The sequence below is a fragment of the Pseudomonas sp. zfem002 genome (assembly GCF_032621685.1).
Taxonomy (GTDB): domain Bacteria; phylum Pseudomonadota; class Gammaproteobacteria; order Pseudomonadales; family Pseudomonadaceae; genus Aquipseudomonas; species Aquipseudomonas japonica.
Window position 1 is genome coordinate 403,062 of record NZ_JAVYJH010000001.1, and the last position, 26,611, is coordinate 429,672.

Genomic DNA, 26,611 nt, shown 5'->3' on the forward strand with positions numbered 1-26,611 from the left:
CCAATCACCGACTGACCCGCCATCCCCCTCCCAGCGCCTTGTACAACGCCACGCTACCCTGCACCCGCGCCAGGCGCAGTTGCACCTGCTGGTCCTGGGCCTCGTACAGCGTGCGCTGAGTTTCCAGCACCGTCAGCAAGGTCTCCGCGCCTGCGCGATAGCGGCTTTCAGCCAGTTCGAAGGCAGTCCGTGCCTGCCGTACTTCCTCGTCCTGCCACTGGCGCTGGCGATCCACGCCGCCGATGCTGTTCAGCGCCTTCTCCACATCGCCAAAGCCGGCGACGATGCTGCCGCGGTAGACCTGCAGCAATTCCTCCTGCTCGGCCCGCGCGCGGTCGCGCTCGGCGCTGAGCCGGCCGTTGTTGAAGATCGGTGCGGCGAGGCCGGCGGTCAGGCTGTAGTAGGGGCTGCGCAGCAATTCGTCGAACACTTGCGCGCCGGAACCGAGGTTGGCGCCCAGGGTCAGGCTCGGCAGCATCGCCGCGCGTGCCACCTGCACATTGGCCTTGGCTGCCGCCAGGCGTGCCTCCGCCGCGGCGATGTCCGGGCGACGGCTGAGCAGGTCGCTGGGCACGCCACTGCCGATGTCCGGCCAGAGGATGGCGGCGAAGGCTTCACGGGTAGCCGGCAGTTGCTGCACCGGTTCGCCGAGCAGGGTCGCAAGGGTGATGCGGGTGTCCTGCAACTGCTGTTCGAGCAGCGGGATCTGCCGTTCCTGGGCCGCCACCAGGCTGCGCTGCTGGGCCAGCTCCAGGGCGGTGGCCGAGCCTGCGTCATGGCGGGTCTGCACCACCTGCAGCACATCCCGGGCATTGGTCAGGTTGAGCCGGGCGATGCTGATCTGCTCGGCCAGGGCCAGGCTTTGCAGGTAGCTGCTGGCGACGGCGCTGAACAGCGTCAGCTCCACCGTCTGGCGATCGAAGCGGCTGGCGTCGAGGCTGTGCAGGGCGCTGTCGCGGGCCGCCGCCTTGCCGCCCCAGAAGTCCACTTCATAGCTGGCGCTGAGGGTGGTGCCGTAGGAGTTGTAGGTGCGCTGGCTGTCGCTGGCGTCGATGCCGTTGTAGCCGTTGCCGCGCAGCAGGCGCTGGCGGCTGGCGTCGAGGCCGAATTTCACTTCCGGTAGCAGCGGCGCGCCGGCGATCACTGCACGGGCCTGGGCCTGACGCACCCGGGCCATGGCCGCGGCAAGGTCGAAGCTGTTGCGCCGCGCCTGTTCGATCAGGCTGTCCAGTTGCGGGCTGGCGAAGGCCTGCCACCAGGGGCCGTCGGCGATCGCGGCGGATTGTGCTGCGCCTTGCCACTGCGCTGGCGCGGGTGGCGGTGCGCTGTCGGGCTCCTTGCCGGCGCAGGCGGCGAGCAGGATGCAGAGGGACATAAGACTGAGACGGCTGGGCAATGTCATCGATTATTCGCTTGTCAGGGCTTTGACCGGATCGAGCCGGGCCGCTTTGCGTGCTGGCATGAAGCCGAACACCACGCCGGTCATCACGGCGCAGGTGAAGGCGCCGAGCACGGCACCGAGGGAGAAGGCCACGGCGATATCCATCAGCATCAGGCCGCCGCCGATCAGCGCGGCGACGACGATACCGGTGACGCCGCCGACCATCGACAGCAGGATCGCCTCGGTGAGGAACTGGCGCAGGATGTCGCGCTGGCGCGCGCCGGTGGCCATGCGGATGCCGATTTCGCGGGTTCGCTCGCGCACGGTCATGAGCATGATGTTCATCACGCCGATCCCGCCCACCAGCAGGGAAATCGCCGCGATCGCGCCGAGCATCAGCGACAGGGTGTTCTGCGTGCGTGCCTCGGCCTGGATCAGCGCGGCGAAGTTGGTCAGTTCGTAGTCGTGCTTGCCGCGATGCAGCTTGCGCATCAGGCGGTCGATCGCCACTTCGGTTTCCTTGACCCGACTGGAGTCGATCGCGGCGATGGTCACGTATTCCGGATCGCGGCTGCCGAACAGGCGGATCGATGCGGCGGAGTAGGGCACCACCACCCGTTCGTCGCTGTCCGAGTCACCGGAACTGGCGCCCTTGGCGGCGAGGATGCCGAGCACCTGGAACGGCACGTTGCCGATCAGGATGTACTGGCCGATGGGGTTGCGTTCGGCGAACAGCTTCTCCTTGACCTTCTGCCCGATCACCGCCACCGCGGTGCCGGCGCGTTCGTCGGCCTCGGTGAAGAAACTGCCTTCGACCACCGGCCAGTTGAAGATCTGCGAGAACTCGGTGTTGTTGCCGCCAACGTAGAACTCGTGGCTGGCGTTGCCGTAGCGCACCGTCATCTGGTTGCCGATCACCGGCATGATCTTCTTCACCTGGGGCAGCCCGGAAACCGCTTCGACATCCTCGAGGGTGACGATCCCGGCCGGCTCGTGCAGGCTTGCCGGCTTGCCGCTGAGGTAGAGGATGTTCGAGCCGAAGGCGGCCATCTGCGCCACGACCTGGCGCTTGCTGCCTTCGCCGACGGCGAGCATGACCACCACCGAGGCCACGCCGATGACGATGCCGAGCAGGGTCAGCGCGGTGCGGAAACGGTTGATCCACATGACGCGCCAGGCCGCCTGCAGGGCTTCCAGCAGTTCGCCTTTCCAGGCCCCGGTCTGGGTTGCGCCACGGTCCAGGTGCTGGCGCAGTTCGTCGGCCCGCGGGCCGGTCTTCTGTGCCGGTTGGCGTTCGTGCTGCTCATTCACCGAGTCGCTGATCACCAGGCCATCGCGGATCTCGATGACTCGCTGGGCGCGGGCGGCGACCTCTCGGTCGTGGGTGATGAGGATGATCACGTGGCCCTGGCTGGCCAGTTCGTCGAGCAGGGCCATGACCTCGGCGCCGCTCTGGCTGTCGAGGGCGCCGGTGGGTTCGTCGGCGAGGATGATGTGGCCGCCGTTCATCAGCGCGCGGGCGATCGACACCCGCTGCTGCTGGCCGCCGGACAACTGGTGCGGGCGGTTGCCGGTGCGCTCGCCCAGGCCCAGGCGTTCGAGCAGGGCGGCGGCGCGGGCGTGGCGCTCGCTGGCCGGGGTGCCGGCATAGATGGCGGGCATCTCGACGTTTTCCTGGGCCGAGCCGGAGGCGATCAGGTGGTAGCCCTGGAACACGAAGCCGAAGGCTTCGCGGCGCAGCCAGGCCAGTTCGTCACTGTCCAGCTCGGCGACGTCCTTGCCGGCGAACAGGTACTGGCCGCTGGTGGGGCGGTCGAGGCAGCCGAGGATGTTCATCAGGGTCGACTTGCCGGAGCCGGAGGCGCCGACGATGGCGACGAACTCACCCGGGTGGATGGCCAGGTCGACGCCGCGCACCACCTCGACTTTCGGCGTGTCGATGCCGCCGTAGGATTTGCGGATATCGCGCAGTTCGATCAGGGGCGTGCTCATTCAACCCCCGCTGGCGGCGGGCGCGCCGATCACCAGGTGCTCGCCCTCGGCCAGGCCGTCGAGGATCTGCACACGCAGGCGGTCGCTGATGCCGGTGCGCACATGCCGCAGCTCCACCTTGCCGTTGCCGCCGACCACCTGGGCCAGGCGCTGGTCCGGTTTGTCGCCGTCGTCCTCGAGGGCCGCCAGCGGCGCGGTGAGCACGTCGTGGGCTTGACCGGCGACGAAGAAGACCTGGGCGGTCATTTCCGCCATCAGGCTGTTGTCCGGGTTGTCCACGTCCAGCAGCACGGTGTAGAGCACCACTTTGCCGCCGCTGCTGCCACTGCCGCTGCCGGAACTGCTGCTACTGCTCTGCATGGACGGGTCTAGCGGCTTGGGCGGGATCGGCAGGATCTGCCGCACGGTGCTGATCCAGCGCCGCTTGCCGCCGGCCAGGGTGGTGAAATAGGCATTCATGCCGGGTTTGACGGCGCCGATGTCGGCCTCGGACACCTGGGCCCAGACGGTCATCGGCGACAGCTTGGCGATGCGCAGGATCAGCGGGGTCTGCTGCTGCGCGTTGAGGGTCTGGCCCTCGCGGGCGTCCACCGCCACCACGGTGCCGGACATCGGCGCATAGATCCGCGTGTAGCCCAGTTCCGCCTCGTCGCTGCGCAGGTTGGCCTGGGCCTGGAGAATCTGCGCGCGGTACATGTCGATGCGGGCCTGGGTCACCTTGAGCTGGGCCTGGGCGGTCTGCACGTCTTCCTCGCGGGTGGCGCCGCCGGCGGCCAGGCTCTGCTGGCGCTTGAGCTGTTGTTCGGCGAGCTTGTACTGCGCCTGCTGTTCGGCCAGTTGCGCCTTGAGGTTGTCGATGGAGAAGCGACCGGCGTCGAGCCTGGCCTGCTGGGTCGAGGGATCGATTTCCACCAGCAACTGACCTTCCTTGACCTGGTCGCCGGGCTCGACGTGCAGCTTGCGGATCTGCCCGGACGCCTGGGCACCGACATCCACGTAGCGACGGGGCTGCAGGGTACCGAGGGCGGTCACGCTGCTTTCGATGTCGCCACGGGTGACCGCGACAGTGCTCAGTGGATCGTTGCCCGGCAGGGCTTTCCAGGCAACCAGGGCGCCGAGGCTGACCAGGCCGAGGGCACAGATCAGCAGGCGGCGTTTGAAAGTCGGACGTCTCATGCAGGGTTCCAGCCAGAGGGATTCGGTCCGTGCGGCGTGAGAGCGTCCGCCCGGGAGACTCCCATTTAAACGAGAGGAGTGCGCGGTAATTTACCCAGCCCCGGCGCGGGCGGCTGCGGGGCGTGGGGGCGCCATACTATGCTGAATCGGCCAAATACGTGTGAGAACCATTTCCACTCGCGCGATATAATCCGCCGTTCACGGAACGAAGGGCGGGATCGCTACTTCAACAAAATATTGACGGTCCCTTGATTTCCGACGGTTTCCCGTCAACTATCAAATGAAGCTCTTACGGAAACACTGCCCGGTGCGTCGGCGCGGTGACGTTGACCAAGGATCGTTCCCGAAAACCTTTGCCCGTGGTCACTGACGATGCCCGACAAATCCTTGCGAATCCTGCTCGCCGACGCACACCCGATGCAGCTCCTGCAACTGGAGAAGATGCTCAATGGCATGGGCTACTTCCGCATCGCCCCGGTGCAGTCCTTCGACGATCTCCAGCACCTGGTGCAGAACGCGCTGCTGCCGTTCAACCTGCTCATCGGCAACATCGACCTGGCCAGCCACGCCGGGGTCGACCTGGAGCGCTTCTGTCGGGTCAATGTGCAGATCCAGCACGCGCTGCTCTATGAGTCGCAGCACCTGAAAATCCCCACGGTGCCGCCGGGCCAGCGCCAGGCGGTGAGTATCAGCCTGCCCAAGGTGCCGGACGACGAGACCTTGCACGCCTTCATGGCGCTGGTCGATGCGCCGCGGCTCATCGGCCAGTTGCCTCATCCGTCCGGCAAGGGCCTGCGCGGGCCTTCCAAGCGCTGGCAGAACCTGGCCCACACGGTATTTTCCCGGCCTTCCTGATCCGCCTGCGATCATTCGTTTGTTATGCTCGTGCCTTCGTTCAGGCGCGCCGGATGGCGCGCGGTCCCGTTCATTCCCGCGGAAACCCCTATGACTGCCAACGATTGCGCGCGGCTCTCGCGCAGCGACCACAAGACCCTCGGCCTGGCGGCCCTGGGCGGTGCGCTGGAGATCTACGACTTCATCATCTTCGTGTTCTTCGCCCTGACCCTGAGCCAGTTGTTCTTCCCGCCGGAAATGCCCGAGTGGCTGCGCCTGCTGCAGAGTTTCGGGATTTTCGTCACCGGTTACCTGGCGCGGCCGCTGGGCGGCATCCTCATGGCCCATTTCGCCGATCACCTGGGGCGCAAGAAGGTCTTCAGCCTGAGCATCCTGATGATGGCGCTGCCCTGCCTGCTGATCGGCCTGATGCCGACCTACGCCGATATCGGCTATGCGGCGCCACTGATCCTGCTGGCCCTGCGCATCCTCCAGGGTGCGGCGGTGGGCGGCGAAGTGCCGAGTGCCTGGACCTTCGTCGCCGAGCACGCTCCGCTGGGGCGCCGTGGTTACGCGCTGGGCTTTCTCCAGGCGGGATTGACCTTCGGTTACCTGCTCGGCGCGCTCACCGCCACGGTGCTGGCGCAACTGTTCACGGCGCAGGAGATTCTCGACTACGCCTGGCGTTATCCGTTCCTGCTCGGCGGCGTGTTCGGCGTGATCGGTGTCTGGCTGCGGCGCTGGCTCAGCGAGACGCCGGTATTCCTCGCGCTGGCGCGCCAGCGCAATGACAGGCCGGTGGAGTTCCCCCTGCGCGCTGTACTGCGCGAGCATCGCCGGGCATTGATTCCGGCGGCGCTGCTGACCTGTGTCCTGACCTCGGCGGTGGTGGTGCTGGTGGTGATCACTCCGACGGTGATGCAGCAACGCTTCGGCATGACGGCCGCGCACACCTTCGCCCTGAGCAGCCTTGGCATCGTCTTCCTCAACATCGGTTGCGTGCTGGCCGGCATGCTGGTGGACCGCATCGGTGCCTGGCGTGCGCTGATCCTGTACTCGCTGCTGCTGCCGCTGGGCATCGCCGCGCTGTACGGCAGCCTGGTGGCGGGCTGGGATACGGTGGGCGTGGCCTATGCCCTGGCTGGCCTGGGGTGCGGGGTCGTCGGCGTGGTGCCGTCGGTGATGGTCGGGCTGTTCCCGGCACGGATTCGGGTGTCGGGCATTTCCTTCACCTACAACGTCGCCTACGCGCTGTGGGCGAGCACCACGCCGCTGCTGCTGATCGCGCTGATGCCGTGGAGTCCGTGGGTGTGCGTGGGGTTCTGTGCGTTGATGGGGCTGGTTGGGGTGCTGACGGCGCTGTATTTCAGTGGGCGCGAAAGCCTTGTCAGTGAAGAGGACTTGGCCTTGGCCAATGGCTGAGGCTTGAACGCCTCGGCAATCGTTGTGTTGTAAACGAAGGCCCTTAAATGCAGGTAGCTGCTTTTGCTTTTCGCAAGCGCAGCACTTTCACGTCCTTGCTTGGGATTTTTCCTATATCCCCACCATTGATCGGCATGCAGGATCTCTGCGGAATTTTTTCCCCCAGAATCCCACCAGCGGAAGCCCTGCATGCCCGTCCAATCCGACCTCCGCTTCACCTTCACTGCCGGCCCCGACGCCTTCGAAGTCGTCGAGTTCCGCCTCAGTGAAGGCCTCTCCGAAACCTTCCTCCTCGACGTCGACCTCAGTTGCAGCAACCCCGCCGTCGACTTCGGCGAGGTCCTCGACCGCCCGGCGCTGTTCACGATTTGGCAAGGTGGCCAGCCCGTGCGCTACGTGCATGGCTCGGTCAGTTCGTTCCAGCAGGGCGAAACCGGTTTTCGCCGCACCCGCTACCGCGCCGTGGTCGAGCCGCGCCTGGCCCGCCTGCGCCTGGCCTCGGACTGGCGCATCTTCCAGACCCTGAGCGTGCCCGACATCGCCACTGCGGTCCTGAAGAAGCACGCCCTTACCCTGGACTACGAGCAGCGCGTCACCAACCCCCATGCCCCGCGGGAATACTGCGTGCAGGCTGGCGACAGTGACTACCACTTCGTCGAACGCATCCTGCGCGAGGAAGGCTTTTTCTACGGCTTCCGGCACAGTGCCGAAGGCCATCGCCTGATCCACTGCGACCGCCTGTGGATCTTCGGCAAGCAGCCCGGTGCGCCGGTGGAGTACAACCCCAAGGCCGGCGGCGACCGCCCTGGCCCGGCGCTGCACAGCTTCACCTACAGCGAAAACGTGCGCAGCGCCCGCCAGACCCAGCGCGACTACAGCTTCAAGAACCCCAAGTACGACCAGCAGACCCGGCGCGAGGCCGCGGACCTGCAGCACCAGGCCAACAGCTACGAGCGCTACGACTACCCTGGTCGCTACAAGGGCGAGACCGGCGAGGCCTTCACCCGCGACCGCCTGCGCGGCCTGCGTGGCGATGCCTGCCAGGCCATCGCCATTGGCGACGATGCGCGCCTGGTCCCGGGCGTGTCCTTCGACCTGCTCGGCCACCCGCGCGAAGACCTGAACCGTGGCTGGCGCCCGGTGCGCCTGGAGCATCACGGCAAGCAGTACACCAGCCAGGCCGAGGACAGCGCCGATGCAGGGCAGGGCAGCCATTATGAATGCACCGCCACCCTGGTCCTGGACGACGCCGAATGGCGCGCCGAAGCGCTGCCCAAACCGCGCATCGACGGCCCGCAGCCGGCCCGGGTGGTGGGCCCGCCGGGCGAGGAGATCTACTGCGACGAATACGGTCGGGTGAAGGTGCAGTTCCCCTGGGACCGCGAGGGCAAGGGTGACGAGCACAGCTCCTGCTGGATCCGCGTGTCGCAGAACATCGCCGGGGCGCTATGGGGGCACATGGCGATCCCGCGCATCGGCCAGGACGTGATCATTTCCAATTTCGACGGGGACCCTGACCAGCCGATCATCACCGGCCGTGGCTACACCGCCTTGCAGCGCCCGCCCTATGAACTGCCCAAGCACAAGACGCGCATGACCCTGAAGAGCCAGACGCACAAGGGCGACGGCTTCAACGAGCTGCGTTTCGAGGACGAGGCGGGGCAGGAAGAGGTGTTCATCCATGCGCAGAGGGACCAGAACAATGTGGTCGGCAACGATGAAACCACCTTTGTCGGGCATGACCGCAGCGAGCAGGTGGAAAACGACGAGACCCTGACGGTCGGTCACGATCGCAAGGACACGGTGGGCAACGACGAGGAGGTGCTGATCGGTCGGCACCGGCGCCACCGGATCGGCGAGGACGATGTGCTGACCATCGGCCGCAATCACACCATCAGCACTGCCAAGGACCGCACCGAACAGGTAGGCCATAACCGTCTGGACAAGACTGCCGTCGATCACCGGGTGGAGATCGGCGCGAATCTGGAGCAGCAGGTGCAAGGAGCAGTGAGGCTGCAGGCAGGGCAGAGCATCACGCAGCACACCAAGGTATTTGAAATCCATGCGTCCGATTCGTTGGTCATCAAGGGCCCTGGCGGCACGCTGCGCATCGACGGTGCGGGGATCACGCTGGACGGTATTCAGATCACGCTCAAAGGCCCCATGAACAAGCTGGGAGGAGGTGTCGGCAACAACCTGTCGCTGGCCTCCCAGGTGCTGGAAGGACAGGAAGGGAAGTGCGTGAGGAAAAACAAATGACGACAGAGCGCGAAGCCAACTTCGTCGAGCGGGAGCGTTCTCCGGGTGATCATGTCTACCTGCTGGTGGATGGACTGGCCGCCTGTGAGACTGATCATCCGCTCAGCGTACCGTCGCTCATCCGGTCGTTCGGGAGCGCGGCTGTCACGCGCGTACTACGGCCTGACCTCGCACACAGCCCCGAGGACTGCCCGGCGCTGATCCAGTTGGCGGGGCCTGGCGAACTCACGCCGGAGCGCTACCTGATATACAGCGCCAGCTACTCCATACGGGACCTTCACTACAACAAGCGCTACATCTGTGGTTGGCTGCTCAGTCCAGAACCGCTTGACGTCATCGCCACCCAGATCGCGGCCCGGTGCCACACAACTGCGCCAGTGGGAGAACAGGCCTCGCCCTGGTTCGAACCGTTGAGGCTGGAGCTATTGGCCATTGCACTGGGCGGCCGCGTGGGTGACTTGCTGGGTCCGATCAGGGTCTGGCTGTGTCCGGCCAGCTGGGACGGGCATACCCTGGTACGCGGTGCCCGTTATCCCGTCGATGAGGAACTGCTCCAGACGTGTCGGGAAACCCAGCAGTTGGCGCCACTGATCAGCCACTTCCTGAGCGCATGGCGGCATACCCTGAAGCAGCCCTTCGGTTTTGCCCCATGGCGCTGGAAAGGTTCTACCGTCCTTCCTCCCAAAGCTGCCTGCCATGGCCTGAACCTGGTGCAGGACGCCAGAAGGCTCGGACTCCGCGACAGCCGCACGATCACGTCCTTCTGTCTGCATCGAGTGTTCCTCCATCCTCATTTGCCGAAACACCCTGAAATCCAGGGGCTCATCGCTCAAGCGAGAGCGGGCAGCATCGACTTGAAAGATCATTTCGCCAGCCACTACAGCGAAAACCAATGGCAGCGCATCGTCGCCGACTTGCCCCATGCGAAGGATTACTCATGACTCTCAGCTTCAGCGTCGCCGCCGACATTGCCACCCGCGAAGCCTGCCCGGTTCCCATCGGCATGTGCGCTACCTGCGAGCGCGTCGGCCTGCCCATCCTGCCCTTGCGCATGGCCTGTGCCCCGAGGCCCCTGGACACCCAGGAACTGCCCCTGACTCCCGGCTCCGACGTCAGGGCCTTGCGCCTGCGTGATAATCAGCCGCGCCTCCTGCGCCGCGGCTACCTCTATGTGATGCTCGACAGGCAGATCTGGCAAGCCTACGAGGTTGGCCCCGAGGGTGCGTTGCATCAGTTCCCTGCTTTCCAGGTGCCGCGTGAAGAGCCACGGCCCCTGAACGAACGCTGCGTCAGGCACGACCACGACATCCCCGCGTCCTTCCTCAATATCGATACCGACAAGTACACCACCGCCTGGCTGGCCATCGCCAACGACCCCTGGCCCAGCGACGTACTGGACCGCTACAAGCGCGGTGGCACGGTCGATGGCCTGAACCTCGACGAGCGCTTCTACAAGCTCGACCTCAAGGCTGCCCGCGAGAATCCCGCCAGTGTCGGCATCGCCATGACCGAGAACGACCTGCAGATCTACAGCGTCCTCGAATACGGCCAGCCCATGGCCGGCGATTTCCACAGCGTGCACGGCTTCTACCCGCGCAATCACCGCCTGCGTGCTCTGGCGGGGCATGTGCGGGCGATGACCGAGAAACATGCGCTGCCCAACGGCGTATTGGCATTGGTTCTGCCCGACCCCATCGGCATGGTCCAGGAGCTCAATGCTCAGCGCCTGTTCCGTTACCAGGCCATGCAGGAATGGTGCGCGGAACCGCAGCGGCGTTTCGAGCATTTCACCTCGCAGGCGTTGCTCGGGATTCGCGAATTCCAGGCGTCGAAGGCGGCCACTGCGGCAGCCGATGAGGCCAGGGAAGAGGAGAAGTATCGCCGCGAGCGCAACGAAGGCCCCCTCGGCGCCAGGATCGCAGTGCCGAATCTCGATATCGAGGCAGAAACGCAGCGCCTGACCCCCATCCGCCAAGCCGAGGCCTACGAACGGCTTGGTGACCGCTACGACGAGAAAGCCCGCGCGGACTTCGAGGCCAGCTACAACAAGACCCTGGCCGGCTGGCAGAAGATCGTCGACGAGGCCGCCGAGCCCTACGCCCGGCATTACCAGGGCGCTGCGTTCCAGCTGGCGGCGCGGCATGACTACAGCGCCACCGATGTGCGCTCGGTGGAGCTGTTCATCCGCATGATGTCGGTGTGCCTGAGCGGCGGGCCGACCGAGCGCATCGAAGACGGCACGCTCGGCCATAGCCAGTCGCTCTGGAAGAACGAACTGGAAAGCCGCAACAGCCTGTACTACCAGGCCATGCATGCCAGGAACAAGACGCTGCTCGAGCAACTCGGCGACGACCTGCTGCAGGACGAACGAACCCGCATCTACCACGGCCTCAAGACCTTCATCGGTACCGAAGAAGGCCAACAGCTCATGGTTGCGCCCGTCCAGCACGCCATCGGCGAGTTGCTCGCCGCCGGCGCCACGGCCAGCAATGCGCTGGGCAAGCAGCTGTCGGAGCACGCCTGCGCGCTGGTAGGGCATCTGCACCGGGAGGCCTTGTTGCGCTACTCCGGCATAGAGGTCACGCAGGTCACCATCGCCCTCAAGGTCGGTGAATACCTCACGCTGCTCAACGAGATCCTTCACGAAGGCACCGAGCGTTTCATCGCCCAGCTCGACCGGGAATTCCGCAATCCGATCGAGCGCAAGGTGCGCGCGATGCTGCTGAGCAACCCGTTCACCCCGGCGCTGGCGGGGAATCATGCAGCGCTGATCGAGATCAAGGTCTGGTCGCTGGAGAGCGCCGAGGCCTTGCAGGCCCGACTGGACACCTTGCGGGCCGGCGTGGGTGACGGTGTCGGCGATGCGCTGCGCTACGTCCGGGTGGGTACCGAAGCCTTTGCCGGCACAGTGGGCGACATGGCGCGCCACTTCACCGTCAATGCCGAGGTGGCCCGGTTGCTGGCCCGGGATTCGATGCACGGCCTGCTCGGTGCCGGAAAGGCCGCCGGGCCTGGAGCGTTCAATCTGGGGCTGGTCCTGGGCAGCCTGTGGTTCCAGCAGGACAGCCTGCGCCGAAGCTACGCCAACCTGCTCAAGGCGGTGGGCGATGGCCATGCCGAGGCGGTGGCGGCAGTGATGTCGGCGTCGGTCGGGGTGATGGGGGCGACGGTTGAAGGTGTCGGGATGGCGGTGCAGATTCTGCGGCCTGATCTGACCACCAAGGTTCGGGAGATGGGGCAGGTACGACCGGTTGGGGTGGGGGTTCGGATCGTGCAGTACGGTGGCGCTGTGGTGTCGTTGGCGAGTGCGGTGGAGGGGGTGCAGTATGCGTTGGCGGCGGGGCGTGTGGGGAAGGCCGGTGATAAAACGGCAAGACAGGCTTATGTGGGGGCGACTGTCTTGGCAGCTGGCTCAGCACTGGCTGGAGTTTCAGGCTCCTTGGCTCCAGCAGCATTCGCACTCGCTCCACTCGCGTTTGCGGTATTGGCAGGCCTTGCCGCCTATGGGCTTGCGATGAGGGCAAAAAGACTGGAGTCACAACCGATGGAGTTGTGGGCACGTCATTCCCGTTGGGGGCTCCCAGAGACACACCGTCGCTGGACGAGCTCGCCGGATATGAATACGGCCATTGGCGCCTTGAATGCGGCGTTGCTGGGGCTGACCGCAGAAGCAGGGATGAATGTGCGTGCCGAGCAGACCGGTGGTATCCCCATCGGCGATGCGGTTCCTGCCGGAATGTTCCTCGACTACAGGCTCGTCCTGCCTGGGTATGCCGCAGATGCTTCGCGCTATGAATGGACATTGTGGGCATACCGGCCAGGTGAAACACCGGGAGGCATCATAGCTGCTGGACGTACCGGTGGAACGAATGGTCCGTTGCCGGCTCCAGTTGCATGGAGGCTACCGGGCTATCACCCGGAAACCACGGCCCCCGTCATTCGCCACGATGCCGAGGCAAAGACGCTCGAGATCAGTGGTGCCATCAGCTTTTTTGGAAAACTCGATATCCATGCCTTTGAACTTGAGGTGTCCTACTGGCCCGATAAAAGTGACGAAGCGGGGGTAGCCCGGTTGATCGTGAAGGAAGACAAGATTGATAGGCTGTGGGAGTGGGGCTCCGCATGAAAAAACCTACTCTTGTTCCGCCCTGCCCAGGTTGGAAGGAGGACTTACCGGGTCCCGACGAACTGCCAGTACTAGTTGCAAGCCTAGGGTTCGATACCCCTAATCATCAGAATGAAGTGTTTTTGGAGCTACCACGAGCATCGGCGCTTATCAGAGGCTTGGTGATCTGGTTTTCCCCCGTTTTCAGCGTTTTATTGGTCGTGGTGTTGTGGCTTTTTCTATCAGACTGGCGCGTATTGAGTGTTGAGGCGTGGGGGATATTCTTCTGCTCTTTACTTATTTCTATTTGGTCTCTCTGGTTTTGTGTGAAGTTTGATGTGGCCCCGCCCCGAGATTTACCCCTTCGCTTCAACCGTGCCCGCCAGCGCCTTTACGCCTACAACTTCAAGTACCGCTGGTGGAACCCTTTCGAACGCTGGCGAGTGGTCCCGGTAGCCTACGACTGGTCGCAGGTCCGAGCTGAACGCTGGAGCAGACGCCACTTCACGGCCCAGGGCGGGATCATCCTGCAACGTGGTGTCGAGTTGTCCATCGTCAAGCCGGGCACCAACGAAGTCATCGACCGCTTCCCCCTGACCGCCATGGGTGCTGACGAGCACGCCTGGGCCTATGTCTGCACCTACATGCAGCAGGGCCCCGAAGCACTGCCTCCCCCCGGCCCACCTTGGGACCACAACGATGTGCTGTGGTGCAACGTCGCCATGCTCCTGGCACCGAAGGTCGAATGGCCTGCCGAGATGGACAGGGAATCGAGGACGGCGCCGTGAATGCGGCGTTGCTAGGGCTGACCGCAGAAGCAGGGATGAATGTGCGGGCCGAGAAGACGGGTGGTATCCCCATCGGCGATGCGGTTCCTGCCGGAATGTTCCTCGATTACAGGCTCGTCCTGCCTGGGTATGTCGCAGATGCTTCGCGCTATGAATGGACATTGCGGGCATACCGGCCAGGTGAAACACCGGGAGGCATCATCGCTGCTGGGCGTACCGGTGGAACGAACGGTCCTTTGCCGGCTCCGGCTGCGTGGAGGCTACCGGGTTACCACCCGGAAACTACGGCCCCCGTCATTCGACACGATGCCGAGGCACAGACGCTCGAGATCAGCGGCGCCATCAGCTTTTTCGGAAAGCTCGATATCCATGCCTTTGAACTCGCGATCTCTTACTGGCCCGACAAGAGTGATGAAGCGGGTGTTGCTCGAGTGGTCGTGAAGGAGGACAAGATTGGTGGACTGTGGGAGTGGGGCTCTGCATGAGCGGACCTAAACTCACTCCCCCGTGCCCAGGTTGGCAGGAGGACTTGCCCGGTCCCTATGAGTTACCAACTGTGGCTCCGGCGCTTGGTTTCGACACTCCAAACTATCAGGATGATGTCTTTCTGGAGTTGTCGCGCGCATCTGCTCTTATCAGAGGCTTGGTAATATGGTTTGTACCGGTTTCAAGCATTCAAATGCTTTATATTTTGTGGGGTTATTTGTCGGCCGAGCAGACTTTAATCTTCGAAGAGTGGCTGTTGTTTGTTTCCACATTGCTCCTTGGCGTTTGGCTAATTCCAATCTTCTGGAAGTTCGATGTGGCCCCCCCCGGGATTTGCCGCTCCGTTTCAACCGCCCCCGCCAACGCCTCTACGCCTATAACTTCAAGTACCGCTGGTGGAACCCATTCGAACGCTGGCGAGTGGTCCCAGTAGCTTACGACTGGTCACAGGTCCGAGCTGAACGCTGGAGCAGACGCCACTTCACGGCCCAGGGCGGGATCATCCTGCAATGTGGTGTCGAACTGTCCATCGTCAAACCGGGCACCAACGACGTCATCGACCGCTTCCCCCTGACGGCCATGGGGGCTGACGAGCACGCCTGGGCCTATGTCTGCACCTACATGCAGCAGGGCCCCGAGGCACTGCCGCCACCCGGCCCACCGTGGGACCACAACGATGTGCTGTGGTGCAACGTCGCCATGCTCCTGGCACCCAAGGTCGAATGGCCTGTCGAGATGGACCGGGAGTCGAGGACGGCGCCATGACCGCCAAAACGCCTTCAAGACTGTTCACCCAAACCCATATACAACCAAAGGACGCAATCCATGCAGCCAATCGTTCTTCTGGGGCACCAGCACGACTGTCCGATACACGGCAAAGGCATCGTCACCAGCGGCGCAACTGACGCAACCGTCAACGGCAAACCCATCGCCCGTGTCGGCGACTCGATCAGTTGCGGGGCTGTTATCCAGACTGGCTCTGCTGACACTTTCATCGAGGGGCAGACCGTGGCCCGTGTGGGCGATACCACCAGTCATGGCGGAATACTGGTTGAGGGGGATGCAGGATGGTTGGTCGAGTGAACCAGCCTGTCTTCAGAGGGGAGTCCGCGTTTGTTATCCAGTAGGCCTTCGCCTGTTCTGGCTGTTTCCATTACGAAGCAGTGAAAGAAAAGACGCCCGAGGCGGAGCTTCGGGCGTCTTGGGATTTACGCTTTGACTGAAAGGGCGCAGACCAATTTCAGCACCACATATTGATCGACTTACATGTTCGGGTAAGTCGGACCACCCGCACCTTCCGGGGTCACCCAGGTGATGTTCTGCGAAGGATCCTTGATGTCACAGGTCTTGCAGTGCACGCAGTTCTGGGCGTTGATCTGGAAGCGCTTGCTGCCGTCTTCCTGGGCGATCACTTCGTACACGCCAGCGGGGCAGTAGCGCTGCGCCGGTTCGTCGTACAGCGGCAGGTTGGTGCCGATCGGGATGCCGGCGTCGGCCAGCTTCAGGTGGCACGGCTGTTCTTCTTCGTGGTTGGTGCTGGAGAGGAACACCGAGCTCAGCTTGTCGAAGCTCAGCTTGCCGTCGGGTTTGGGGTAGTCGATCTTCTTCGAGTCGGCGGCCAGCTTGAGGCAGGCGTAGTCCGGCTTGGTGTCGTGCAGGGTGAACGGCAGCTTGCCGCCGAACCAGTTCTGGTCGACGTAGTTGAATGCACCACCGAGCAACGGGCCGAACTTGTGCAGTGCAGGGCCGAAGTTGCGGCTGGCGAACAGCTCTTCATGCAGCCAGCTGGCCTTGAACGCATCGACGTAGCTGTTCAACTGGTCGCCGCCTTCGCTGCCGGCGAGCAGGGCATCGGCCACCGCTTCGGCGGCGAGCATGCCGGATTTCATCGCGGTGTGGCTGCCCTTGATCTTCGAGAAGTTCAGGGTGCCGAGGTCGCAGCCGATCAGCGCGCCACCGTTGAAGACCATCTTCGGCAGCGAGTTCAGGCCGCCCTTGCAGATGGCGCGGGCGCCGTAGCTGATGCGCTTGCCGCCTTCCAGGTACTGCTTGAGGACCGGGTGGTGCTTGAGGCGCTGGAATTCGTCGAACGGCGACAGGTAGGCGTTGGAGTAGGACAGGTCGACGATCAGACCGACCACCACCTGGTTGTTTTCCAGGTGATAAAGGAAGGAACCGCCGGTGTTCTCCTTGCGGGTCACGTCCAGCGGCCAGCCGGCGGTGTGCACCACCAGGCCCTGCTCATGCTTGGCCGGATCGATTTCCCAGATTTCCTTGAGACCGATGCCGTAGTGCTGGGCGTCGGCATCGCTGTCGAGGTTGAAGCGCTTGATCAGTTGCTTGCCGAGGTGGCCACGGCAGCCTTCGGCGAACAGGGTGTACTTGCCGCGCAGTTCCATGCCGGGGGTGTACATGCCGTCCTTCGGATGGCCTTCGCGGTCCACGCCCATGTCGCCGGTGATGATGCCGCGGACCACGCCGTTGTCGTCGAACAGCACTTCCTGGGCGGCGAAGCCCGGGTAGATTTCCACGCCCAGGTTCTCGGCCTGCTGGGCCAGCCAGCGGCACAGGTTACCCAGGGAGATGATGTAGTTGCCCTGGTTGTGCATGGTTTTCGGCACGAACAGGTCAGGGACCTTGATCGAGCTGTCACCGTTCTTGAGCACGTAGATGTCGTCGCGCTTGACCTCGGTGTTGAGCGGCGCGCCGAGTTCCTTCCAGTCGGGGAACAGTTCGTTCAGGGCACGCGGCTCGAAGACCGCGCCGGAGAGGATGTGTGCGCCGACTTCGGAGCCTTTCTCGACCACGCAGACGCTGATTTCGCTACCGGCTTCGGCGGCCTTCTGCTTCAGGCGGCAGGCGGCGGACAGGCCCGCCGGGCCTGCGCCGACGACGACCACGTCGAATTCCATGTATTCGCGTTCCACAGGTTCTCTCCTACTCAAGGCTCATCGGTTTTTCTTTGTAGTGGGTGCAATGCGGTCACGTCGAAGGGGGCGATTCTGTAGCTTCGGGGGATGACGTACTACACCGCTTTCTCTTGGCCGCGCATTATATCTACACCACTTGCGCGGTCCAATACAAACGTTTGTTTGAATTTGCCGGAGCCCAGTAAAATCAAAGAGGCACGGCTAGAGGCTGGCGGTTTTGCCGTATTGACCGGATTGGGCGTTACGGTCAAGATACGGGCGGTTTTACGCTCGCCGTAGGCTGACCGTCGGATGCAGGAGCACCCCTAAAGACCTGGCTAAAAGCAGGGCAGTTATGCCAAACCCCGCTTTGTAGTGGAGTTTACACGCCACGACAAAAAATGACTGCGTGGTTTTGCGATGAAGGGTCGGATCAGGACTGCCCAGTCAGTTTAAATTCGTCCGGCTGCAATCGTTTTTAGAGGTGCCCTTGTACCCACGCGCAATCGCCGGCTTCGGCCCAGGCGACATTCTTTTCACCGGAGAGTAACGAGGAATCCATGAAGGTTCTTGTAGCTGTCAAACGAGTGGTCGACTACAACGTCAAGGTTCGCGTCAAGGCGGACAACTCCGGCGTCGACCTCGCCAACGTCAAAATGTCCATGAACCCCTTCTGCGAGATCGCCGTCGAAGAAGCCGTACGCCTGAAAGAAAAAGGCGTGGCCAGCGAGATCGTCGTCGTTACCGTCGGCCCGGCCACGGCCCAGGAACAACTGCGTACCGCCCTGGCTCTGGGTGCCGATCGCGCCGTGCTGGTGGAGGCCGCCGAGGAGCTGAACTCCCTGGCCGTCGCCAAGCTGCTGAAAGCCGTTGTCGACAAGGAGCAGCCACAGCTGGTCATCCTCGGCAAGCAGGCCATCGACAGCGACAACAACCAGACCGGCCAGATGCTCGCCGCGCTGACCGGTTTCGGCCAGGGCACCTTCGCCTCCAAGGTCGAGATCGCTGGTGACAAGGTTAACGTCACCCGCGAAATCGATGGCGGTCTGCAGACCGTCGCGCTGAACCTGCCGGCGATCGTCACCACCGACCTGCGTCTGAACGAGCCGCGCTATGCGTCGCTGCCGAACATCATGAAGGCCAAGAAGAAGCCGCTGGAGACTGTCACTCCGGACGCGCTGGGCGTTTCCACCGCCTCGACCAACAAGACCCTGAAAGTCGAAGCGCCGGCTGCACGCAGCGCGGGTATCAAGGTCAAGTCGGTTGCTGAACTGGTCGAGAAACTGAAGAACGAGGCGAAGGTAATCTAAATGACTATCCTGGTTATCGCTGAACACGAAAACGGTGCCGTTGCACCCGCTACCCTGAACACCGTTGCCGCCGCCGCCAAGATCGGTGGTGACATCCACGTCCTGGTCGCTGGCCAGAACGTTGGTGGTGTAGCCGAAGCCGCCGCGAAAATCGCTGGCGTGGCCAAGGTCCTGGTAGCCGATAACGCCGCCTACGCCAACTTCCTGCCGGAAAACGTCGCGCCGCTGGTAGCCGAACTGGGCAAGGGCTACAGCCACGTGCTGGCGCCAGCCACCTCCAACGGCAAGAACGTCCTGCCGCGCGTTGCCGCGCTGCTGGACGTCGACCAGATCTCCGAGATCATTTCGGTCGAATCCGCTGACACCTTCAAGCGTCCGATCTACGCTGGCAACGCCATTGCCACCGTGCAATCGAGCGCCGCGGTCAAGGTCATCACCGTACGTGCCACCGGCTTCGACGCCGTTGCCGCCGAAGGTGGTTCGGCTGCCGTGGAAGCCGTCGCTGCCGCGCACAACGCTGGCAAGTCGGCCTTCGTCGGTGAAGAGCTGGCCAAGTCCGATCGTCCTGAACTGACCGCTGCCAAGATCGTCGTTTCCGGCGGCCGCGGCATGCAGAACGGCGACAACTTCAAGCACCTGTACGCCCTGGCCGACAAGCTGGGCGCGGCGGTCGGCGCTTCCCGCGCCGCGGTCGACGCAGGCTTCGTACCGAACGACATGCAGGTCGGCCAGACCGGCAAGATCGTCGCGCCACAGCTGTACATCGCCGTCGGTATCTCCGGCGCGATCCAGCACCTGGCCGGTATGAAGGACTCGAAAGTGATCGTCGCGATCAACAAGGACGAAGAAGCACCGATCTTCCAGGTGGCCGACTACGGCCTGGTGGCGGATCTGTTCGAAGCCGTTCCTGAGCTGGAGAAGCTGGTTTAATCCAGTCGCTTCACTTATAAAGGGCCCGGTTGTCGCGGGCTGTGCGTTGATGCTTCGCCATCGCCGCACAGCCCGGGCAACCGGGCTTTTTGATTTTTGCCGGTCGATGAAGGGGCGTGTGCATGACGGGTTTTGCGCGAAAGGGAATGCTGGCGATGCTCGGGCTGGCGTGTCTGCCATCGCTGACGATGGCGGCCGGCAAGTGCGAGCGCCTGGTGGCCACCGGCAGTCCGGACGCGCCACCGTATTCCTGGCGTGACCCGCAGGACCCGCGGCACCTGATCGGCGCCAATGTCGACCTGCTGCAGCAGGTGGCCGGCGAACTGGGGCTCAAGGTCGAGGTGCTGTATGGCGGCAAGCGCGCCGATGCCCAGGCCGAAGTGCGCAGCGGTCGCATGGACCTGCTGGTGGATGCACCGCTGACGGTCGCCGAGCTGACCTCCGTCGACTACATTCATCCCGCCCTGTCGCACAACGAGTACGTGGTCTGGACCCGCCATGATTCCGCGCTGGTCTTCGACAATCTCGCCGATCTGCACAAGCACCAGGGCGCGATCTCCGAGAAGGCGCGGCTGACGCCGGAATTCGAGGCGTTCAGCAAGGCCGAGCTGAAGCTGGCACCGCTGCCGAACCTGACCCAGGCCTTCCAGAAACTCCTGCTGGGCCAGGTGGACTATGTCCTCGCCGGGCGCTATGCCGGCATGGCCATGGTGCGGAGCCTGGGGATGGCCAATGATCTGGTGGCCCGTGGCCTGACCCTGGATCATCCGGGGCTGTTTCTGGCTCTGTCGCACAATTCCGCCTGCAACGATGCCTGGTTGCGCGGACAGTTGGCGAAAAAACTGACAGAATTGCCGGCCTCTGGCGTAGTCCAGGCGGCTTTGCAACGCAACGTCGAGCGCTGGCAGGCGCAGTTGCAGGCGCCGCTCGACGCCCCCAAACAGTAGGAAAACCGTGTGAGAACTCAACCGCTATTCGTTGTTCTGGCGCTGCTGGCCCTGGCCGGTTGCGCGAGCGATCCGGCCCCCCATGAACAGATGCGCCTGACCGAGCAGGCACTGGAGCAGGCCAAGGCCGTCGGTACCACCGACGACGTGGCGGAGTTCAAGCTGGCCGAGGAAAAGCTGGCGCGCGCCCGCTCCAACATGGCCAGCGAGTCGTTCCGCGATGCGCGCATGCGTGCCGAGCAGGCCGAACTGGATGCACGTCTGGCCGAGGCGAAAGTGCTGACCCTGAAGAGCCAGGAGCAACTGACCCTGCTGCAGTCGCGAGTGGATCGTCTGCGCAAGCAACTGGGAGAGCAGCGGTGAGTTCGATCAAGCCTTTGGCATTGCTGGCCATTGCCGGCGTTCTCGGATTGCAGGGCTGCGCCAGCGAGCGCAGCGAAGTAGCGCTGGATCAGGCGGCGGTCGCCTTCCAGTCGGTCAAGGACGATTCCAGTGTGCTGCGCAGCGCGCCGCGGGATGTCATTCGTGCCGGTGAGTCGCTGGCCAAGGCCGAGCGCCTGGCGACCTACTGGGGCACGGGCTCCGACGTGCGTCACTACGCCTACCTGAGTCAGCGTTACAGCGAAATCGCCCGCGAGCACAGCAACCTGGTCCTCAACCAGGAGAAGCTGACCAAGCTCGAGCTGGAGCGCCAACGCCTGCAACTGGCCTTGCGCGAAGCCAAGTTGTCCAGCGTGCAGCAGCAGGGCAAGTGGCTGGAAGAGCAGATCGTCAGCCTCGCCACCACCCAGAGCGACCGCGGTCTGGTGATGACCCTGGGCGATGTGCTGTTCGATACCGGTGAGGCCGAGCTGAAGAATTCTGCCAGTCGCACGGTGCTGAAACTGGTGCAGTTCCTTCAGCTGAATCCGAAGCGTGTGGTGCGCATCGAGGGCTACACCGACAGTACCGGCAGCTCCGACGACAACCTCAAGCTGTCCCGGGATCGCGCCCAGTCGGTGGCCGACATGCTGGTGGACCTGGGTGTCGATGAAAAACGCATCAAGGTGATCGGTTATGGCGATCAGTATCCGGTCGAGGTGAATGCCTCGGAGCGGGGCAGGGCGAAGAATCGTCGGGTGGAAATCGTCTTTTCCGATGAAAAGGGCCAGCTCGGCGCCGAGCGTTGAGTCAAGCGCGGTGAAGAACCCGGCAATCGAAAGATGCCGGGTTTTTTTATGCATGCCGTTCTGCTTATAACCACTCAGCGCTTTGCATCGCTGTCACGCAACTGTATTGTCGTCTAATCTGCAATCTGTCCCAGTACACTTGCCAACTGTTCCGGTATTCTTCGCCGGATGGGACATCAACTGGATTGCCTGTGCGTGTCGAGAGTGGATCATGACCAACCTGTTGCTTTATCAGCGTATCGCCCATCAGCTTGCCGAGGACATCCGGCGCGGCGTCTATCAGCCTGGCGAGCGTGTGCCTTCGGTGCGCAAGATGAGTTCGCAGTTGAACGTCAGTCATGCCACGGTGCTGCAGGCCTATGCCAATCTCGAGGACCAGGGCCTGATCCGCGCCCGGCCGCAATCCGGTTACTACGTCCACCAGACCCCCGCACTGACCGCTTCGACGCCCGATATTGCCCGGGTCGAACGGCCAGGCCTGGTCACCCGTGCCAGCATCATCCAGCAGGTACTCACCGAGGCCCGGCGCGATGGCGTGTTTCCGCTCGGGGCGGCGGTGCCGCATGTGGATTACCTGCCGGTGCGGGCCCTGCATCAACAGTTGGCCAAGGTCACGCGCTTCCAGAGCCCGCGGGCATTCAGCTACATGTTCAGTCCCGGGTTCGAGCCGCTGCGCAGGCAGGTGGCGATTCGCATGCGCGATGCCGGCGTGGTGGTCGATCCGTCGGAAGTGGTCATCACGCATGGTTGCGTCGACGCCCTGCAGATGTCGCTGCGGGTGCTGACGCGGCCCGGCGACCTGATCGCCGCCGAATCGCCGACCTATTACGGCTTGCTGCAACTGGCCGATCTGCTCGGTCTGAAGGTGATCGAGATTCCCAGTGATCCGTCCACCGGCATCAGTCTCGAAGCCTTGCAACTGGCGGCCAACCAATGGTCGATCAAGGCCCTGGTGCTGACCGCGCGGCTGAGCAATCCGCTGGGTGGCACCATTCCGGAGGATCGGCAGAAGCAACTGCTGCGCCTGGCCTCGGACTTCAATATCCAGATCATCGAGGACGATATCTACGGCGAGCTGATGTTCGAGCAGGGCAAGACCAAGTCGCTCAAGGCCCATGATCGCCTGGGGCGGGTGATCTACTGTTCGAGTTTTTCCAAGACCTTGTCGCCGGGGGTGCGCATCGGCTGGATGATCGCCGGCAACTACCAGCAGGAAATCCAGCGTCTGCAGACCTTCAGTACCCATTCCGCCTGCAGCGTGACGCAGATGGGGGTGGCGGCCTATCTGGAAAACGGCGGTTACGACCGTCATCTGCGCTTCATTCGCCAGGAATACCGCAAGAACCTCAGTGCCTATCAGTTGGCGGTCCAGCAGTATTTCCCCGAAGGTACGCAGATGACCCGGCCGACCGGTGGTTTCATCCTCTGGGTCAGCCTGCCGGGGCGGGTCAATACCCAGGAATTGCATGTGCGGGCGTTGCAGCAGGGCATCAGTATCGCGCCGGGGCTGATCTTCAGTAACACCGAGCAGTTCAATCACTGCATTCGCCTCAATTGCGGCATTCCGTGGAATCGCGAGGCGGAAAGGGCGCTGATGACGTTGGGCATGCTGGCGAGCCAGTTGTGCCAGGAAACGGCCAGTACTGGCTATCTGTAACCTGCACCTTGTCAGGGGTGTCTGGAACAGGGACCATAGCGACTTTTCCCGGGTTTTCTGTTGCTGCCTATGACTCTATTGCGTTGTGTCGGTCTGGTGTTGGCGGGATTGGCTTTGCTGCCGTTGGTCGGCCCGGCCTTGGCCGATCCCGCGGCAAGCCCTGTGCTGCTCGCGGAGGCCAAGGTGCCGGCACAGAAACCTGCCGCTGCCAAGGCCAGTCCGCCGGTAAAGAAGCAGACCGCCGCCAAGTCCGCTCAGCCGGCCAGGAAACAGCCCGCCGCCAAGCAGAAAACCGTGAAAAAGCCGGCAAAGGCCAGCAAGACGGCCAGTCGCAAGAAGGCTGACGCGATTGCCGCGCCGTTGCCCAAGGTCAAGCTTGACCTGAGCCTGCCACCGGACATGGTCAAGGACCTGCAGCCGGTGGAGGAGATCGAGGCGCATGTACGCAAACCGCTGCTGCCGGCGATGTTCGGCGAGAAGCCGGAAGTTCAGAGTCCGTTCCAGCTCAATGGCCGCCTGCTGAGCAACGAAATGCAGCTGCAATTGCGCAATGACAGTCGCCAGCAGGAGATCGAGGGCGCCGCCATCGACTTCGAGTTCAAGCAATAACCGTTCAGAACGAGAACCGAGCAGTCAGCGTTATTTCATCCTGTCGGTAATTTCAAACGATTGTTTTAGTCGTTACTATCCTTCAATCCGCACTATTTGCTTCCCCGAGGTTCCGATTTTCATGAAATGCCGTGAAGGCTGCGGTGCCTGCTGCATTGCGCCATCGATCAGCTCGTTCATTCCCGGCATGCCTGATGGCAAGCCGGCTGGCGAGCGCTGTATCCATCTTTCCGTGGTCAATCTGTGCAACCTGTTCGGCAAGCCGGAGCGTCCCGCGGTGTGTTCGGGTTTCAAGGCGGATATCGAGGTGTGTGGCAGCGATCGCGACGAGGCAATCAGGATCATCGGTTGGTGGGAGCAAGTGACTGCGGCCTGAAGGTTGATCTTCGACAACAAGGAAAACAAGCGGATGAGATCGTTCAAGCGTGTAGCAGTAATCGTGGGTTTGACTGCCTTGTCGAACATGGCGTTTGCCGAGGAATGGAAAGTCGCCAAGGACGAGGACGGTATCAAGGTCTCTCTCAGCGTGGTGCCGGGCTCCGACTACAAGGCCTATCGTGGTGTCACGCTGATCAAGGCGCCGGTGGCGACCATCACCCGGTTGCAGGAAGACGTGGCGGGTTCCTGCGCCTGGATTCATGAATGCAAGGTGCAGAAGCTGCTCAAGCATGAAGGCGACCAGAGCTGGACCTATGCCCAGTTCAATACGCCATGGCCGGTGACCCCGCGGGATTCCATCCTGCATGTCACCACGGTGCAGGAGGCCGATGGCAGCGTGACTCGCAAGATCAACGCCGAGCCGAAATACCAGGCGGAAGAGAAGGGCTTCGTCCGCGTGGCGGCGGCCGATGGCTACTGGAAGCTGGTGCCGAAGGGCGATGCCACCGAAGTGACTTATGAGCTGCACACCAATCCGGGGGGGAGCGTGCCGTCGTGGCTGGCGAACAAATTCGTGGTCGAGGCGCCTTTCAATACGCTGAAGGGGCTGAAAGAGCGGGCCGAGAAGGCCAAGTGAAGCGTTACAGTTGCGGATGATTCGATAGTTCTTTCAACTGTGATTGTCGCGCTCAATAAAAAAAGGCTGCCATTCGGCAGCCTTTTTTGCATTCGGCCGAAGCTTACTTGCGGTCTTCCAGCTTGACCAGGTCGCGGGACTCGTAGCCGGTGTACAGCTGACGAGGACGGCCGATCTTGTAAGGGCTGGAGAGCATTTCCTTCCAGTGCGAGATCCAGCCGACGGTGCGCGCCAGGGCGAAGATCACGGTGAACATGCTGGTCGGAATGCCGATCGCCTTCAGGATGATGCCCGAGTAGAAGTCGACGTTCGGGTACAGCGAGCGCTCGATGAAGTACGGATCGGTCAGGGCGATCTCTTCCAGGCGCATCGCCAGTTCCAGTTGCGGGTCGTTGGTGATGCCCAGCTCGCGCAGAACTTCGTCGCAGGTCTGTTTCATCACGGTGGCGCGCGGGTCGCGGTTCTTGTAGACGCGGTGACCGAAGCCCATCAGCTTGAACGGATCGTTCTTGTCCTTGGCCTTGGCGATGAACTTGTCGATGTTCGAGACATCGCCGATTTCATCCAGCATGGTCAGCACGGCTTCGTTCGCACCGCCGTGGGCAGGGCCCCACAGTGCGGCGATACCGGCGGCGATACAGGCGAACGGGTTGGCACCCGAGGAGCCGGCCAGGCGCACGGTGGAGGTGGAGGCGTTCTGCTCGTGGTCGGCGTGGAGGATGAAGATCCGGTCCATTGCCTTGGCCAGTACCGGGCTGATCGGTTTGATCTCGCACGGGGTGTTGAACATCATGTGCAGGAAGTTTTCCGCGTACGACAGGTCGTTGCGCGGGTACATCATGGGCTGGCCCATGGAGTACTTGTAGACCATTGCGGCCAGGGTCGGCATCTTGGCGACCAGGCGCACGGCGGAGATTTCCCGGTGCTGCGGGTTATTGATGTCCAGCGAGTCGTGATAGAACGCCGACAGGGCGCCAACCACGCCGCACATGACGGCCATCGGGTGGGCGTCGCGGCGGAAGCCGTTGAAGAAGGACTTCAACTGCTCGTGCACCATGGTGTGGTTCTTCACGGTGCTGACGAACTGGGCCTTCTGCTCGGCGTTCGGCAGTTCGCCGTTGAGCAGCAGGTAGCAGGTTTCGAGGTAGTCGGATTGTTCGGCGAGCTGCTCGATCGGGTAGCCGCGATGCAGCAGGATGCCCTTGTCGCCGTCGATGTAGGTGATCTTCGACTCGCAGGATGCGGTCGCCATGAAACCAGGGTCGAAAGTGAAGTGACCCGTGGCCCCCAACCCTCTAACGTCGATAACATCTGGACCAACGGTGCCGGTTAAAATGGGCAGCTCGACGGGGGCAGCGCCCTCGATGATCAACTGCGCTTTTTTGTCAGCCATGTGGCCTCCTATTAATGCTTGAAATCATCTGACAGACCCCCCACGCAGGGCCCGCACCACTATAGTGAGATAAATTCGAAAGTCAATTTGCCTAAAGCACGGTTGTAACGGGCTTTGGGCCCTGTTTTTCCTCGAAAATGCGGCCCATTTACGCCTTTTGTTCGGTAAAGGCAATGCGCTATTTGGGCTAGCCCTTCACGTTGTCATTAGTAGCCTAACTGTCTATACT

23 protein-coding genes are annotated in these 26,611 nt (G+C 62.9%); 18 read left to right on the forward strand and 5 right to left on the reverse strand.

Annotation, left to right across the window (positions count from 1 at the left end; genetic code table 11):
* Nucleotides 1-4: 4 nt before the first annotated feature.
* From RTI28_RS01825 to RTI28_RS01835, 3 genes are read right to left on the reverse strand one after another with little or no spacing between them, the layout of a single operon-like run.
* The gene (locus tag RTI28_RS01825; protein ID WP_316918855.1) at nucleotides 5-1,402 is read right to left on the reverse strand and encodes an efflux transporter outer membrane subunit; all 1,398 of its coding nucleotides are present in this window, start codon (nucleotides 1,400-1,402) and stop codon (nucleotides 5-7) included.
* A 3-nt stretch (nucleotides 1,403-1,405) separates the two neighbouring features.
* Nucleotides 1,406-3,373: a MacB family efflux pump subunit gene (locus RTI28_RS01830; protein ID WP_316918856.1), complete on the reverse strand. Its 1,968-nt coding sequence runs from the start codon at nucleotides 3,371-3,373 to the stop codon at nucleotides 1,406-1,408.
* Nucleotides 3,374-4,549 carry an efflux RND transporter periplasmic adaptor subunit gene (locus RTI28_RS01835; RefSeq protein ID WP_316918857.1) on the reverse strand — a complete coding sequence of 392 codons (1,176 nt, stop codon included), beginning with the start codon at nucleotides 4,547-4,549 and terminating at the stop codon, nucleotides 3,374-3,376.
* A gap of 372 nt (nucleotides 4,550-4,921) precedes the next feature.
* Here RTI28_RS01835 and RTI28_RS01840 point away from each other — a divergent pair, with 372 nt between their 5' ends.
* From RTI28_RS01840 to RTI28_RS01880, 9 genes are all read left to right on the forward strand, one after another.
* On the forward strand, nucleotides 4,922-5,404 hold the full coding sequence (locus tag RTI28_RS01840; protein WP_316918858.1) for a histidine kinase: 483 nt from the start codon (nucleotides 4,922-4,924) through the stop codon (nucleotides 5,402-5,404).
* A gap of 90 nt (nucleotides 5,405-5,494) precedes the next feature.
* On the forward strand, nucleotides 5,495-6,805 hold the full coding sequence (locus RTI28_RS01845; protein WP_316918859.1) for an MFS transporter: 1,311 nt from the start codon (nucleotides 5,495-5,497) through the stop codon (nucleotides 6,803-6,805).
* A 189-nt stretch (nucleotides 6,806-6,994) separates the two neighbouring features.
* A complete protein-coding gene (locus tag RTI28_RS01850; RefSeq protein ID WP_316918860.1) occupies nucleotides 6,995-9,064 on the forward strand; it encodes a type VI secretion system Vgr family protein in 2,070 nt (689 codons plus the stop codon).
* On the forward strand, nucleotides 9,043-10,005 hold the full coding sequence (locus tag RTI28_RS01855) for a hypothetical protein (RefSeq protein WP_316918861.1): 963 nt from the start codon (nucleotides 9,043-9,045) through the stop codon (nucleotides 10,003-10,005). Before RTI28_RS01850 ends, RTI28_RS01855 begins: the two co-directional genes overlap by 22 nt.
* Nucleotides 10,002-13,190 carry a T6SS effector BTH_I2691 family protein gene (locus tag RTI28_RS01860; RefSeq protein WP_316918862.1) on the forward strand — a complete coding sequence of 1,063 codons (3,189 nt, stop codon included), beginning with the start codon at nucleotides 10,002-10,004 and terminating at the stop codon, nucleotides 13,188-13,190. Before RTI28_RS01855 ends, RTI28_RS01860 begins: the two co-directional genes overlap by 4 nt.
* Nucleotides 13,187-13,957 carry a DUF6708 domain-containing protein gene (locus tag RTI28_RS01865; RefSeq protein WP_316918863.1) on the forward strand — a complete coding sequence of 257 codons (771 nt, stop codon included), beginning with the start codon at nucleotides 13,187-13,189 and terminating at the stop codon, nucleotides 13,955-13,957. The genes RTI28_RS01860 and RTI28_RS01865 overlap by 4 nt, the downstream gene beginning before the upstream one ends.
* Entirely contained in the window at nucleotides 13,954-14,442 is a 489-nt protein-coding gene (locus RTI28_RS01870; protein WP_316918864.1) for a hypothetical protein, read from the forward strand. Before RTI28_RS01865 ends, RTI28_RS01870 begins: the two co-directional genes overlap by 4 nt.
* A 166-nt stretch (nucleotides 14,443-14,608) precedes the next feature.
* Complete coding sequence (locus RTI28_RS01875; RefSeq protein WP_316918865.1) at nucleotides 14,609-15,208, forward strand: DUF6708 domain-containing protein; 600 nt, start codon at nucleotides 14,609-14,611, stop codon at nucleotides 15,206-15,208.
* 60 nt (nucleotides 15,209-15,268) lie between these two features.
* On the forward strand, nucleotides 15,269-15,526 hold the full coding sequence (locus RTI28_RS01880; RefSeq protein ID WP_316918866.1) for a PAAR domain-containing protein: 258 nt from the start codon (nucleotides 15,269-15,271) through the stop codon (nucleotides 15,524-15,526).
* A 179-nt stretch (nucleotides 15,527-15,705) separates the two neighbouring features.
* Here the strand turns inward: RTI28_RS01880 and RTI28_RS01885 are convergent, their stop codons facing one another.
* Nucleotides 15,706-17,370 (reverse strand): electron transfer flavoprotein-ubiquinone oxidoreductase, encoded by a 1,665-nt coding sequence (locus RTI28_RS01885; protein ID WP_316918867.1) that lies wholly within the window; start codon nucleotides 17,368-17,370, stop codon nucleotides 15,706-15,708.
* A 542-nt stretch (nucleotides 17,371-17,912) separates the two neighbouring features.
* Between RTI28_RS01885 and RTI28_RS01890 the strand changes: the two genes are divergently transcribed.
* The 9 genes from RTI28_RS01890 to RTI28_RS01930 all read left to right on the forward strand — a co-directional run bounded on the left by RTI28_RS01890 (nucleotide 17,913) and on the right by RTI28_RS01930 (nucleotide 24,989).
* Nucleotides 17,913-18,662 carry an electron transfer flavoprotein subunit beta/FixA family protein gene (locus RTI28_RS01890; RefSeq protein WP_316918868.1) on the forward strand — a complete coding sequence of 250 codons (750 nt, stop codon included), beginning with the start codon at nucleotides 17,913-17,915 and terminating at the stop codon, nucleotides 18,660-18,662.
* Complete coding sequence (locus RTI28_RS01895; RefSeq protein WP_316918869.1) at nucleotides 18,663-19,592, forward strand: electron transfer flavoprotein subunit alpha/FixB family protein; 930 nt, start codon at nucleotides 18,663-18,665, stop codon at nucleotides 19,590-19,592.
* 146 nt (nucleotides 19,593-19,738) lie between these two features.
* Nucleotides 19,739-20,539, forward strand: coding sequence for a substrate-binding periplasmic protein (locus RTI28_RS01900; RefSeq protein ID WP_401257318.1), 801 nt, complete (start codon nucleotides 19,739-19,741; stop codon nucleotides 20,537-20,539).
* 9 nt (nucleotides 20,540-20,548) lie between these two features.
* A complete protein-coding gene (locus RTI28_RS01905) occupies nucleotides 20,549-20,902 on the forward strand; it encodes a DUF4398 domain-containing protein (RefSeq protein ID WP_042123351.1) in 354 nt (117 codons plus the stop codon).
* Nucleotides 20,899-21,708: an OmpA family protein gene (locus RTI28_RS01910; RefSeq protein WP_316918870.1), complete on the forward strand. Its 810-nt coding sequence runs from the start codon at nucleotides 20,899-20,901 to the stop codon at nucleotides 21,706-21,708. The genes RTI28_RS01905 and RTI28_RS01910 overlap by 4 nt, the downstream gene beginning before the upstream one ends.
* A gap of 211 nt (nucleotides 21,709-21,919) precedes the next feature.
* Nucleotides 21,920-23,365 carry a PLP-dependent aminotransferase family protein gene (locus tag RTI28_RS01915; protein WP_316918871.1) on the forward strand — a complete coding sequence of 482 codons (1,446 nt, stop codon included), beginning with the start codon at nucleotides 21,920-21,922 and terminating at the stop codon, nucleotides 23,363-23,365.
* Between the two features lie 69 nt (nucleotides 23,366-23,434).
* Nucleotides 23,435-23,974, forward strand: a complete 540-nt coding sequence (locus tag RTI28_RS01920) for a translation initiation factor 2 (RefSeq protein WP_316918872.1) — start codon at nucleotides 23,435-23,437, stop codon at nucleotides 23,972-23,974.
* Nucleotides 23,975-24,095: 121 nt separating this feature from the next.
* Nucleotides 24,096-24,350 (forward strand): YkgJ family cysteine cluster protein, encoded by a 255-nt coding sequence (locus RTI28_RS01925; RefSeq protein WP_316918873.1) that lies wholly within the window; start codon nucleotides 24,096-24,098, stop codon nucleotides 24,348-24,350.
* Nucleotides 24,351-24,383: 33 nt separating this feature from the next.
* Nucleotides 24,384-24,989 carry an START domain-containing protein gene (locus tag RTI28_RS01930; RefSeq protein ID WP_316918874.1) on the forward strand — a complete coding sequence of 202 codons (606 nt, stop codon included), beginning with the start codon at nucleotides 24,384-24,386 and terminating at the stop codon, nucleotides 24,987-24,989.
* A 103-nt stretch (nucleotides 24,990-25,092) separates the two neighbouring features.
* Here the strand turns inward: RTI28_RS01930 and gltA are convergent, their stop codons facing one another.
* A complete protein-coding gene (gene gltA / locus RTI28_RS01935) occupies nucleotides 25,093-26,382 on the reverse strand; it encodes a citrate synthase (RefSeq protein WP_316918875.1) in 1,290 nt (429 codons plus the stop codon).
* Nucleotides 26,383-26,611: the final 229 nt, after the last annotated feature.